The following is a 12,326-nucleotide window of genomic DNA, read 5'->3' as shown; positions in this document are numbered from 1 at the left end:
GTGGGCGTGCTGGCTTCCTGCCACGCAAGTAAGTAGGTCGTACACCGGCCGTCTCCCGGCCGGGACACTGTCCGGCCGCCCGCGGCCTTTCCCATCCTCGACGCCGACGTCGGCGAGGGGCGTCCACCGAACCCTGGGACGATCCGCCGCGTCGTCGCAGTTTCGACTTCTACCCGGTCAACTGATACGGCAGGATGCTCGGTCATGAGCACCCAGTCGACGCCAGGCATCGATGGACCCGGTGTCCCCGACCACCCGTCCCGCTCCGACGGCTTCGTCCGGGGGTTGTCCGGCCTGATCGGCGGCCCGCTCGGTGACCACGCGGTCGCGCGCGAGCGGCCGAGCGGCGGGGAGCGTCGGTTCTGGACGGCCGTCCGGATCGTCCTGGCGCTGACCTGCCTGACCCTCGCCCTGCACTGGGTGCAGAAGTCGCCCTGCCAGGACGGCGCGTGGGCGAACAACGAGCAGTACACCAGGTTCTGTTACACCGACGTGCTGGCGCTCTACTACGCCGAACGGCTCAACGAGGGCGCCGCGCCGTACCGGGACCACCCGGTCGAGTACCCGGTGCTGACCGGGTACTTCATGGGAGCACTCGGGCTGCCGGTGCACGCGGTCGGCGACGGAAACCCGGAGATCAACCAGGGGCAGTGGTTCTACAACCTGAACGTTCTCGTGCTTGGTGCGCTGGCGGTGGCCACGGTGGCGGTGCTGCTGGCGCTGCGCCGCCGACGACCGTGGGACGCCGCGCTCTTCGCGCTCGCCCCCGCGCTGCTGCTCACCGCCACCGTCAACTGGGACCTGCTCGCCATCGGGCTGGCCGCGTTCGGGCTGCTCGCCTGGGCACGCAGCCGACCCGCCCTGGCCGGAGTGCTACTCGGGCTCGCCGGCGCGGCGAAGATGTGGCCGCTGTTCATCCTCGGGCCGATCCTGGTGCTCGCCTTGCGGGCCGGGCGCCTTCGGGCCGCCCTGACGGCGATCGGCACCGCGGTGGTGGCGGTGGTGGCGGTGAACCTGCCGGCGGCGATTCCCTACCGGGAGAACTGGAACAGGTTCTTCGAGCTGAACACGGATCGACCGATCGACTGGGGAACGCTCTGGTACATCGCCCGCTACCTGGACGGCAAGTTCGGCGACCCCGGCAGTCTCGGCCCGTTCCAGTGGCTGGACGCCAACATCCCCACCCTCAACTACCTGTCGTACACCCTGTTCGGGCTGGCCTGCCTCGGCATCGGCGCGCTCGCGTTGCTCGCGCCGCGCCGACCCCGGCTCGGTCAGCTCGCCTTCCTCGTGGTCGCCGCCTTCCTGATCTTCAGCAAGGTGTGGTCGCAGCAGTTCGTGCTCTGGCTGCTGCCGCTGGTGGTGCTCGCCCGGCCCAAGTGGGGGGCGTTCCTCGTCTGGCAGGCCGCCGAGGTCTGCTACTTCGTCGCCTTCTACGGTGAACTGCTCGGTGCGTCGACCGGCCGGCCGGTCTTCCCGGAGGGCGTCTTCGTGCTGGCCGCGAGCCTGCGCCTGATCACGGTCGTGGCGCTGGTCGTGCTGGTCGTGCGGGAGATCCTGAACCCGGAGCGGGACGCGGTACGCAGCACCTACCCGGACGACCCGGACGGTGGCCTGATCGACGGCTCCCCAGACGCACCCTGGCTGGACCGATGGCGAAGCCGCCGAGCAACCACCGCCCTGCCCCCCGCCCCCGTCCCCACCGCCACCTGACCCGGCCAACCGTCTCGACCGCTGGCCGCTGAACCCGAGGCGCGCAAGTCCAAGACAGCCACAGAACGGCTCAGAGACGGAACACTACGGCCGAGCCGATCTCCTCCCGGGTGATGCCCAACCCGTCGAGCGGTGCATCGACGCTGACCTCCCACGGCGTGCCGATGATCTGGTCGCGCATCACCACGACGTTGCGTACGCCAAGGGTGCGCAGGTAGTCGACGCTGGTCTGGTCGGGAAAGGTCATCGTCACCCGGCGTACGTCGTCCAGTTGGCGCGGAGTGAAGCCGCTGCCCCCGTTGACGATGTCCTGGAACCGGGTGGTCGACCAGAGCATCACCGGCTGGTCGTGGCTCTGCCCGCTGGGCAGCACCAGCAGCGGACCGTCGACCGTACGCATGGCGGCCGGCTGCGGTGGCACCACCGGGTGCGGCGTGGTGTTCGTCCCCTCGGCGAGGACCAGCATCAGCGGCACCAGGGTGGCCAGCCGCAGCCACGGGCTCGGCCAGGAGGGGATCCGTTCGGCAGAGATCTCCCGGACCCGTTGAGCGAACGCACTCACCGCGCCCGCCGCCAGCAGCCCGAGCAGCAGGGTGGTCCACAGCATCAGCCGGCCTGGCGTACGGATGCCGCTCCAGCCGGGCAGGTGATCGAAGAGCGGTACGTAGGTGAAGTGACCACCGAAGAACTTGGTGCCCATCGACAGCGTTATCGCCACCACCACCCCGGCGAGCAGCAGCAGGCGTTGGCGGACCGTCCAGATCGAGAAGAACAGGCCGCCGGCGGCCAGCGCGTAGAGCACGAAGCCGGGCAGCAGCGTCATCTCCGGGTGCCACGGCAGGATCGCCCGGGCACCCTCGTGCAACTCGCCCCACACGCGGGACTCGGCGGGGGCGGTGACGAAGCCGCTCGCCGGGGGCGAGAAGATAGCGATGTCGCCGATGGTCCGTTCCGCGTGCGGATGCAGCTGCGTGACGGTGAAGTACGGGATGGCCAGCAGGACACCCACCCCGGCGAAGATCAGACCGCCGATCAGGTTGGCGACGAACAGGCGCTGGCCGAAGGGCCGCTTCAACCGCCAGAAGATCCGCTTCGCGTACCAGATGACCGCCGCCACGACGACCGCGCCGGCGAGGAAGTAGGCGAACGGCAGGCCGATGCCGAAGCCGAGGCTCAGCTGCCAGGCCGCTACCAGCCAGCCCGCGTATACCCAGCCCTCGTGCCGGCGCTCGGGTCGGTAGCCGTGCCGCAGTGACCAGCCGTGCCCCCGGGCGAGCATGGCCAGCGCCAGCGGGATGCCACCGTTGGAGATCACGTGCAGGTGGCCGGCCTGGGCCAGCAGCCATGGCGCGTAGGTGTAGCTGACCCCGGCCACCGCAGACCCGATCCGCCCCGCGCCCAGCTGTCGGGCCAGCACGTACGCGCCGAACGTGGCGAGCGCGTGCGCCAGCACGAACATGATGTTGTAGCGGACGAGGGCGGCCTCGGGGCCGGTGCCGATCATGCCGGCGGGCGCGTACCCGAGCAGGGTGTCGGAGAAGGCGAAGCTCCACCGTTCCGGGAAGAACGCGTTGGCGTGCCACAACTGGGCCGGATCGGTCAGCAGGATGTGCCCCGACCAGGCCATCTGCCAGGCCTGCAGGCTCGGGTCCCAGTAGTCCTGCGGCAGCGTGTGCCGGGCGTACTGCAGCGACGGCCAGGTCATCAGTACGGCCAGCGCCAGCGAACCGAGGGCGGCCAGGGTCCACTCATGGATCAGGAACCGGCCGAGCCTGCGGGCGAGCCGGCCGTACCAGGTGGGTACTGGCTCGGGCGCAGGCCCGAAGGCGGCCCACCGATCCGGCTTGCCGCCGTTGCCACCGCCGTCGGCCTTGGCATCGGCCTGGTCCTTGGCGTCGCCGTTTCCGTCCTGCTCCTTGCCGGCCTTGTCGTTGCTGGCCTTGTCGTTGCTGGTCTTGTCCTGGTTGGTCTTGTCGTTGCTGTTCTTGTCTTTGCTGGCCTCGTCCAGGTCGGCCTTGTCCTTGCCCGCCTTGTCGGCGTTGGGCCGCTCTCCGTTGGCCTGGTCGGTGTCGGCCCGACCGCTCGCCTGGGCCCCGCTGCCCGCTTCGGACCGGCCGGTCAGAGCGCCGCTCGTACCGGCCTCACCGGTCGTGGTACCGCGCGCGCTGGCTTTACCGGCTGCGGCGCCGTTCGTGCTGGCCCCATCGGTCGTGCTGGCCTTACCGATCGTGGTGCCGGCCGTGTCGGCCTCACCGGCCGCGGTGGCGCCCTTGTCGGGTCCGCCGGTCGCGGTGTGGTCGGAGTCGGGCGCCGCTGTGGTGCCCCCGGCGGCAGTTGTGCGGGGAGCGGCGGTGCCGGCCGGGTCCGGCTCGCGGTGCGATGTGTCCGGGGCGGTGTCGCCGGCCTTCGCGCCGTCGGGCGCCGGGTCGCCCGCGGCCCGCGGGTAGTGGGAGGTCGGCTGCGGGCCGCCGGAGGCGGACTGGTCCGTGGTCATGCCGCCGACGTCTCCCCGGCGAGTTGCCCGCGCAGGAAGGCGATGTCGCCGCTCTGCCCCTCGGCGCCGCCCGGCGTTTCCACGATGACCGGTGCGCCCGCCGCCCGGATCACCGCCACCACGAGTTCGGGGTCGATGGTCCCGCCGCGCAGGTTGTCGTGGCGGTCCCGACCCGACCCGAAGCCGTCCTTGGAGTTGTTGGCGTGCACCAGGTCGATCCGCCCGGTGATGGCCTTCACCCGGTCCACCAGGCCGAGGAGTTCCTCACCGCCGGCATGCGCGTGGCAGGTGTCGAGACAGAAGCCGACCTCGTGGTCACCGACGGCATCCCACAACCGGGCGAGCGCGTCGAGTCGGCGGGCGCAGGCGTTCTCACCGCCGGCGGTGTTCTCGATCAGCACCGGCAGGCCGAAGCCGCCCGACTCCGCCGCGTACGCCAGGGCCTTGCGCCAGTTGTCGAACCCGGTGGCGGGATCGTCGCCGGCGTTGACGTGCCCGCCGTGTACCACCAGCCCCTTGGCGCCGATCGCCGCAGCCGCTCTCGCATGGGCCAGGAGCAGCTTGCGGCTGGGGATCCGGATGCGGTTGTTGCCGGTGGCGACGTTCACGACGTACGGCGCGTGCACATAGATGTCGATGCCGGTCGCGCGCAGCCGCTCCGCGTCCTCGCGAGGCTGCGGTGCCTTCCAACCCTGGGGGTCGGCGAGGAAGAACTGCACGGCGTCGGCCGCTCGGGCGGTCGCCTCCGTCAGGGGATCGGTCGGATCGACGTGGGCTCCGATACGCATGCAGGCGAGCCTACGTCGCGCGCCTGACAGGTGGGGTGACGCCCACCTGTCCCGGTCGCGTCACCGGGTACGCCGGAAGTCGTTGATTCTGGTGGATCCGACGGTCAACCGATCCGCCTGTCCGGGCCCTGCCAGGGCAGGCCCGGGAGCCGGTGTCCGCAGTTCCCGGCGGGCCTGGTCAGGCCGGGGCGGAAATGCTCAGTAGCGGCAGTCGGGGTCCGTAGAGAAAATGTCGGTAATTCTGGGATTTGCCCCATGAAGCACCGGCTTCCGGGATAACGTCAGGTAACAACGTGATAAAGCTCCGCGGGGCGTCTCCGGTCCAACCTCATCGGTGTGGTCGTTCCTCCCCAGGTCCCACCCAAGGAATGCGGACGAGGCGCCCCGCGGTCACGTGACCGGGGGTCCGTGCCGACAGCGACGTCGACGCGGACCCCCGGTTCGCTGTGCCCGTCACCTCGGTGATGGTGATCGTCCGGGCCAGGTATCCTGGTCCGGTTGTCCGCTCCCGGGTCGGGTCCCCCCGAGTCGGGATGGGCACGACGCACGACCTCCTGCCACGGAAGGACCGTGGCCGCTTAGCCCACAGGAGGTGAGCACGTCTTGCGTCATTACGAAATCATGGTGATCCTCGACCCCAGTCTCGAGGAGCGCACCGTCGCCCCGTCGCTCGACACGTACCTGAACGTGATCAGGACCGCGGGTGGCTCGGTGGAGAAGACCGACGTGTGGGGCCGCCGGCGCCTCGCGTACGAGATCAACAAAAAGGCCGAGGGCATCTACGCCGTCGTCGACCTCCAGGCAACTCCGGAGGCGGTGGCCGAGCTGGACCGTCAGCTGCGACTCAACGAGTCCGTGCTGCGCACCAAGGTCATCCGTCCCGAAATGCGCTGAGCATTCCACCCAGCCCCACCCGGATCAGCCTCATCGGTGCTGTCGGAGGGTTCTGAGAACCTGTACGTGGGTACGGATGAGTGCGCGAGGAGATGGTCATGGCAGGAGACACCACCATCACGGTCATCGGCAACCTGACCGATGACCCCGAGTTGCGGTTCACCCCCTCCGGGGCAGCCGTCGCCAAGTTCCGGGTCGCCTCGACGCCCCGGTTCATGGACAGGGCGTCCGGCGAGTGGAAGGACGGCGAGCCGTTGTTCCTCTCGTGCACCGTCTGGCGGCAGGCTGCGGAGCACGTGGCGGAGTCGCTGCAGCGCGGCGCCCGCGTGATCGTGTCGGGCCGGCTACGTCAGCGGTCCTACGAGACCCGCGAGGGTGAGAAGCGCACTGTCATCGAGCTGGAGGTCGACGAGATCGGCCCGTCGCTGCGCTACGCCACGGCGAAGGTGCAGAAGATGTCCCGCTCCGGCGGCAGTGGCGGCGGCTTCGGTGGCGGTGGCAATGGCGGTGGTGGTCAGGGCGGCGGCGGAGGCAACTTCGACGACCCCTGGGCTTCGGCTGCACCAGCCCCCTCGCGCTCGGGTGGCGGCAACTTCGACGAGGAGCCACCGTTCTAATGGCGCCGAGCGCCCGTGATCGTAAACCAGGAGCAAGAGCAATGGCGAAGGCTGCGGCACTGCGCAAGCCGAAGAAGAAGGTGAATCCGCTCGACAAGGACGGGATCACCTATATCGATTACAAGGACACCGCGCTGCTGCGCAAGTTCATCTCCGACCGCGGCAAGATCCGTGCTCGGCGGGTGACCGGCGTGACCTCGCAGCAGCAGCGGCAGATCGCCCGTGCGGTCAAGAACGCCCGTGAGATGGCGCTCCTGCCGTACACCGCGACGGCCCGCTGAGAGGAGGCGCCGACATGAAGATCATCCTGACTCAGGAGGTGTCCGGGCTCGGTGCCCCGGGCGACATCGTGGAGGTCAAGAACGGCTACGGCCGTAACTACCTGCTTCCGCAGGGCTTCGCGATCGCCTGGACCAAGGGCGCGGAGAAGCAGGTCACCCTCATCAAGCGGGCCCGCTCGGCCCGTGAGATCCGCGACCTCGGCCACGCCAGCGAGGTGAAGGGCCAGCTCGAGGGCCTCAAGGTGAACCTGAAGGCCCGCGCCGGCGACGGTGGTCGGCTCTTCGGCTCGGTCACCCCGGCCGAGATCGTCGACGCCGTCAAGGCGGCCGGTGGTCCGGCACTCGACCGTCGCCGGCTGGAGCTGTCCGGTCACATCAAGTCGATCGGGTCGCACCCGGTGCGGATCAAGCTGCACCCCGAGGTGACCGCCACGTTCAACCTCAACGTCGTGCAGGGCTGAGCCCCGCCGGCAGTACGCGACAGGGCCCGCACCGTTCAACGGTGCGGGCCCTGTCGCATTCGGAGATCAGGCGAGGGCGGACCGGCGCGGCCGGGCTGGACAGCAGCGTGGCGATCGATGCGGACCGGCTGGCGAGCCACCTGACTGTCGAAGCGGGCCGCCGACCGTGACCCGCCCTCGGCGGGCCGCGCACTGCGGCGGTCAGCCGATGGGCTGGCCGGTCACCGCGCTGATCATCACGGTGGACAGACCGCCGCCGACCACCGCGGCGGCGAGCGCCACGGTGGTCGGTCGCCATGTCGTACCCACTCGACGCAGCAGCACGGCGACCACCAGGCTGCTGGCCAGCGCCAACCCGAACCTCGGTATCCCGCCCACCATCGAACCGAACGCCCGTGCCCGTGGTGATTCGCACCCACCGCCGCTGATGTCGGTCACGCAGCCCACGGGCGGGGCGCCGTCGAGCGTCAGCAACCAGACGAAGATCACCATCGCGGGCAGGAGGTAGCAGGCGGCGGTGTACAGCAGCGGCAGCCACGGGCCACCGGGATCGGGGTCGAGCAGGTCGTCTTCCAGGCGACGGTTCCAGTTGCCGGCGCTGACCGCCTCGATCCGCCGCCGTACGGCCGCCATGCCGGCCTGCCGCGCGGGAGGCACCGGGGCCGAGCGCCGCCGCGGTGCCGGGCGCGGACGGGGCGCGGTGTAGCCGACCACCGGTGAGCGGGGCGCCGACGCGGTCGCGTCGACCCAACGGGGATCGTCCCCTGCCAACCGGGTCCCAGGCCAGAAGCCCTCCTGCACCGGCTCTGGCTCAGCCCGCCCCGCCCAGGACCACTGCTCGGCCCCGGACGCCGCACCCGCGCGCGGCGGCTCCGTGCGGTCCCAACGATCCGGGTCGGAATAGCCGTCCCACCGGGGTGCCCGCTGCCGTTCCCGCCGATCGGCCTCGGTGTAGCGGTCCCACTGGCCCGTGCTGTCGGGCCGGAGCCACTGGCCCGTGCTGTCGGGTTCGAGCCACTGGTCCGTGGCGGCCGTCTGCAGCCACTGGCTCGTGCTGTCGGTGTCCCAGGGATCGGTCGACCCGGCACCGGCGCGACGATCGTCGCCGCCAGGTTGTTGCCAGGCATGCAGACCGGAGGCATCCCACGGGTCCACCTCCGGCGGGTGGCCCGCCGGCTCCGCCATCCGCCGCCCAGACTCCGCCGTGCGCTCCCAGGGTTCGGCCGTGCGCTCCCAGGGCTCCGCCGGCGGCCCGCTGGACTCGGCCGCACGGCGCCGGCGCCGCGTGGGCGGCTGGGCCGCCGACTCCGAACCGGTCGTCTGCTGACCCTCGTCCTGGCCTTCGTCCTCCAGCGCCGACCAGGTCACCTGTCGGCGGCGCGACTGCGCCCGGCGGGGACGGCTCTGCGGGGTCACGCCGGACACCGGGTCGTCCTCCTCGGCCCGGCGGCTGCCGACGTATCCCTCCTCCTGTGGACGGTCGAAGGTCCACTCCCGGGTGTGGTCGGCCTCCGGCGCGGCGGCGGGCGATGGGGCGTCGCGCCAGCTGGACTCGCCGGCCCGCCGGCTGCGGGCGGTCTCGGTCGAGCGCCAGCTGCCGCCGTAACGGGGGCGGTCGGCGTCGTCATCGTCGTCCGGGGCGGCATGCCGGCCGCCACCGTCGACACTGCTGACACCCGACTCCAGCGCCCAGCGTGGCAGGTACGGCTCTGCCGGCTCATCCTGGCCGCGCTCGATGGCGCGGCGGCGGCTGGGGGTGCGGTAGCGCTCGACGGCGGAGTCGTAGCGGTCGGCCGGGGATCTGTCGACGGGATCGGCCCACGAAGCGGCCGGCCGTTGCTCTCGCGGGCCGTCCTCCCCGCGTGCCCAGTCCCGGTAACTCACGGCCGGAGCGTGACCCTTCTCAACCGAAAGCGCAATCCGCTGTCCAGGTGTAGCCGTAGGCCACCGATCCTACGGGACGATCGGGACAAAGCCCTACCCAGAAATTGTCGTCCACAGGCTGTGGACGGCTTCTGCCCAGCTCACGGGCGTGCTGTGGAGAGTTCCCCACCAGTTATCCACACCCGGTGCACACCCTGCGCACATGCTTGTACACCGGCGTCCACAGGTTGTCCCGAGGCTCGTCCACCGCTGTGGTTGAGTGGCTGACCTCGGGTTCCGTATGGTTACCCCCCGACCGACTGCGCGGTGGCCCCCGATCGACGTGGACGGTCGACTTGTCGCACCCAGGCGGTAAGCCTGAAACCGATCCGACGCAGTGGAGGGGGGCCCGGTGTCGGTCACCGACGACATGCGGACGGAGCCGTTCCCCGGCGGCGGGCAGCCACCCGGCCCGGCGCCGCGCGACGGCCAGTTCGACAAGACACCACCGCAGGACGTGGCCGCCGAGCAGTGCGTCCTGGGCGGCATGCTGCTGTCCAAGGACGCCATCGCCGACGTCGTCGAGATCCTCAAGACCAACGACTTCTACCGGCCGGTGCACGCCACCATCTTCGACACCATCCTGGAGATATACGGTCGGGGTGAGCCGGCCGACGCGATCACCGTCGCGGCGGCCCTGGCCGACTCCGGCGACCTGGCCCGGGTGGGCGGCGCGCCGTACCTGCACACGCTGATCGCCAGCGTGCCGACCGCGGCGAACGCCGCCTACTACGCGCGGATCGTCAGTGAGCGCGCGGTGCTGCGGCGGCTGGTCGAGGCCGGTACCAGGATCGTCCAGCTCGGCTACGGCACCGCGGGCGGCGGCAGCCGAGATGTCGACGACATCGTCGACCTGGCCCAACAGGCCGTCTACGACGTGACCGAGCGGCGGGTCAGCGAGGACTTCGCCATCCTCGCCGACATGCTCCAGCCGACCCTGGACGAGATCGAGGCCGTCGGTGCCCAGGGCGGTGTGATGACCGGTGTGCCCACCGGTTTCACCGACCTGGATCGGCTGCTCAACGGCCTGCACGCCGGGCAATTGATCATCGTGGCCGGCCGCCCTGGCCTCGGAAAATCGACCGCAAGCATGGATTTCGCCAGGAATGCGGCCATTCGTGCAAATCAGGCTTCGGCGATCTTCTCGCTGGAAATGAGCAAGGTCGAGATCGTCATGCGCCTGCTCTCGGCCGAGGCGCGAGTGCCGCTGCACGTGCTGCGCAGCGGGCAGCTCTCCGACGACGACTGGACGAAGCTGGCCCGCTGCATGGGCGAGATCAGCGAGGCTCCGCTGTTCGTGGACGACACGCCGAGCATGAACCTGATGGAGATCCGGGCCAAGGCGCGCCGGCTCAAGCAGCGACACGACCTCAAGCTGATCGTGGTCGACTACCTCCAGCTGATGACGTCACCGAAGCGCACCGAGAGCCGGCAGCAGGAGGTCGCGGACCTGTCCCGGGGGCTGAAGCTGCTGGCCAAGGAGGTCGAGTGCCCGGTCATCGCGGTCAGCCAGCTGAACCGTGGCCCAGAGCAGCGCACCGACAAGCGACCACAGCTGTCCGATCTACGTGAAAGTGGCTGCTTGACGGCGGAGACTCGGCTCATCCGTGCTGACGACAACTCGGAAGTCACGCTTGGTCAGCTACTCGCCGACGATGCGAGGGATGTACCCGTCTGGGCCTTGGACGAGAGCTTGCGGTACACCCCGCGAACGATGACGCACGTCTTTCCGAGCGGTCATCGAGAGGTGTTCCGGATGACGCTGGCGTCGGGAAAGCAGGTTGATGCGACGGCGAATCATCCGTTCCTCACCTTCGCGGGCTGGGTTCCGCTCGGCGAGTTGACCCCCGGGGCACGTCTCGCGGCACCCCGGCACATACCCCCACCCCTGGCGGTCCGACCTTTGCCCGAGGCGGAGGTGGTGCTACTGGCGCACCTGCTCGGCGACGGATCATTCGTCCGGCGTCAGCCCATCCGGTATGCCACCACCGATGAAGCAAATCTGCAGGCGGTTTCGGAAGCAGCCAAGCACTTTGGTGTCACTGCTGTTCGGGACGATTACGCGGCAGCTCGGGTTACCACTCTCCGGCTCCCCGCTCCCTACCGACTGGCCCGAGGGCGGCGGAATCCGATCGCCGAGTGGCTGGACGGCTTCGGGCTCTTCGGGCTCAGGTCGCACGAGAAGTTCGTGCCAGAGCGGGTGTTTGGCCTGTCCAAGGACCAGGTCATGCTCTTTCTCCGGCACCTCTGGGCGACCGACGGGTCGGTGCACGTGAACAAGTCCGGCCACGGCGGGCGCGTCTACTACTCGTCTACCAGCCGACGAATGTTGGAAGATATCTCCCGCCTATTGCTCAGGTTCGGCATCACAGCTCGTCTGAGGACCGTGCCGGTGGCCCGACACCGCCCGCAGTACACGCTCGACATCTCCGGACGGGATGACCAACTGCGGTTCCTGCGTGAGATCGGCGTGCACGGGGAGAGGTCGACGAACTGCGACAGGCTGCTTGCAGCCCTGGAGTCGACGAGTAGCAACACCAACGTCGACACAGTTCCGCGTGAGGTCTGGGACCGGGTTCGCGAGATCCTCGTGGACAGCGGCATGAGCCACCGTGAGTTCGCCAAGGCGATCGGCACCCAGTTCTGCGGTAGCGCGCTATGGAAGCACGCACCGAGTCGGTCCCGGCTTGCAAAGATCGCCAAGATTCTGGACGCCGCTGACCTGGACCTGCATGCCACGAATGACATTTTCTGGGACGAGATTGTGTCCATCGAGTCGGTCGGCGAGCAGGATGTCTTCGACGCCACGGTGCTCGGAACGCACAACTTCGTTGCCAACGGCATCGCGGCTCACAACTCGATCGAGCAGGATGCGGATGTCGTCATCCTCCTGCACCGCGACGACTACTACGACAAGGAGTCACCCCGGGCCGGGGAGGCGGATTTCATTGTCGCCAAGCACAGAAATGGCCCGACCGACACGGTGACCGTGGCCGCCCAACTGCACCTGTCGCGCTTCGTGGACATGGCCATCGTCTGACTGGCGGGCGACCGGGCCGTCTACTCTCCCACACCCTCCCGGGTGCAGTACCATCGGCGCTGGAGGGCTTAGCTTCCGGGTTCGGAGTGTAACCGGGCGTTTCCCCTCCGCCATG

9 protein-coding genes and 1 rRNA gene are annotated in these 12,326 nt (G+C 69.6%); 6 read left to right on the top strand and 4 right to left on the bottom strand.

Annotated features, from left to right (window positions below):
* The first annotated feature begins 204 nt into the window (after positions 1-204).
* Positions 205-1,713, top strand: a complete 1,509-nt coding sequence (locus AB0M52_RS21250; protein WP_363956238.1) for a glycosyltransferase 87 family protein — start codon at positions 205-207, stop codon at positions 1,711-1,713.
* Positions 1,714-1,783: 70 nt separating this feature from the next.
* Here the strand turns inward: AB0M52_RS21250 and AB0M52_RS21245 are convergent, their stop codons facing one another.
* A complete protein-coding gene (locus tag AB0M52_RS21245) occupies positions 1,784-4,207 on the bottom strand; it encodes a hypothetical protein (protein ID WP_363956235.1) in 2,424 nt (807 codons plus the stop codon).
* Positions 4,204-4,995, bottom strand: coding sequence for a deoxyribonuclease IV (locus tag AB0M52_RS21240; RefSeq protein ID WP_363956233.1), 792 nt, complete (start codon positions 4,993-4,995; stop codon positions 4,204-4,206). Before AB0M52_RS21240 ends, AB0M52_RS21245 begins: the two co-directional genes overlap by 4 nt.
* Before the next feature lie 603 nt (positions 4,996-5,598).
* Here AB0M52_RS21240 and rpsF point away from each other — a divergent pair.
* The 4 genes from rpsF (at position 5,599) to rplI (ending at position 7,248) form a co-directional block, all read left to right on the top strand.
* Positions 5,599-5,889 (top strand): 30S ribosomal protein S6, encoded by a 291-nt coding sequence (gene rpsF, locus AB0M52_RS21235; protein WP_013736576.1) that lies wholly within the window; start codon positions 5,599-5,601, stop codon positions 5,887-5,889.
* An 80-nt stretch (positions 5,890-5,969) separates the two neighbouring features.
* Positions 5,970-6,506 (top strand): single-stranded DNA-binding protein, encoded by a 537-nt coding sequence (locus AB0M52_RS21230; protein WP_363956230.1) that lies wholly within the window; start codon positions 5,970-5,972, stop codon positions 6,504-6,506.
* Between the two features lie 41 nt (positions 6,507-6,547).
* Positions 6,548-6,787 (top strand): 30S ribosomal protein S18, encoded by a 240-nt coding sequence (rpsR, locus tag AB0M52_RS21225; protein WP_007073789.1) that lies wholly within the window; start codon positions 6,548-6,550, stop codon positions 6,785-6,787.
* 14 nt (positions 6,788-6,801) lie between these two features.
* Complete coding sequence (rplI, locus tag AB0M52_RS21220) at positions 6,802-7,248, top strand: 50S ribosomal protein L9 (RefSeq protein WP_363956227.1); 447 nt, start codon at positions 6,802-6,804, stop codon at positions 7,246-7,248.
* 201 nt (positions 7,249-7,449) lie between these two features.
* On the opposite strand, the gene AB0M52_RS21215 is transcribed toward rplI, so the two are convergent.
* The gene (locus tag AB0M52_RS21215) at positions 7,450-9,132 is read right to left on the bottom strand and encodes a hypothetical protein (RefSeq protein ID WP_363956225.1); all 1,683 of its coding nucleotides are present in this window, start codon (positions 9,130-9,132) and stop codon (positions 7,450-7,452) included.
* A gap of 376 nt (positions 9,133-9,508) precedes the next feature.
* Here AB0M52_RS21215 and AB0M52_RS21210 point away from each other — a divergent pair, with 376 nt between their 5' ends.
* Positions 9,509-12,211 carry a replicative DNA helicase gene (locus AB0M52_RS21210; RefSeq protein WP_363956222.1) on the top strand — a complete coding sequence of 901 codons (2,703 nt, stop codon included), beginning with the start codon at positions 9,509-9,511 and terminating at the stop codon, positions 12,209-12,211.
* A gap of 8 nt (positions 12,212-12,219) precedes the next feature.
* On the opposite strand, the gene rrf is transcribed toward AB0M52_RS21210, so the two are convergent.
* A 5S ribosomal RNA gene (rrf, locus tag AB0M52_RS21205) occupies positions 12,220-12,326 on the bottom strand; the annotation flags it as partial.

The organism is Micromonospora sp. NPDC051296 (genome assembly GCF_040682255.1).
Classification (GTDB): domain Bacteria; phylum Actinomycetota; class Actinomycetes; order Mycobacteriales; family Micromonosporaceae; genus Micromonospora; species Micromonospora craterilacus.
This window is presented reverse-complemented; position numbering and strand designations above follow the sequence as displayed.

Excerpts from the sequence above, each read along its gene's own strand:
- AB0M52_RS21250 (WP_363956238.1), top strand. The coding sequence starts at position 205 with ATGAGCACCCAGTCGACGCCAGGCATCGATGGACCCGGTGTCCCCGAC.
- AB0M52_RS21245 (WP_363956235.1), bottom strand. The coding sequence starts at position 4,207 with ATGACCACGGACCAGTCCGCCTCCGGCGGCCCGCAGCCGACCTCCCAC.
- AB0M52_RS21240 (WP_363956233.1), bottom strand. The coding sequence starts at position 4,995 with ATGCGTATCGGAGCCCACGTCGATCCGACCGATCCCCTGACGGAGGCG.
- rpsR (WP_007073789.1), top strand. The coding sequence starts at position 6,548 with ATGGCGAAGGCTGCGGCACTGCGCAAGCCGAAGAAGAAGGTGAATCCG.
- rplI (WP_363956227.1), top strand. The coding sequence starts at position 6,802 with ATGAAGATCATCCTGACTCAGGAGGTGTCCGGGCTCGGTGCCCCGGGC.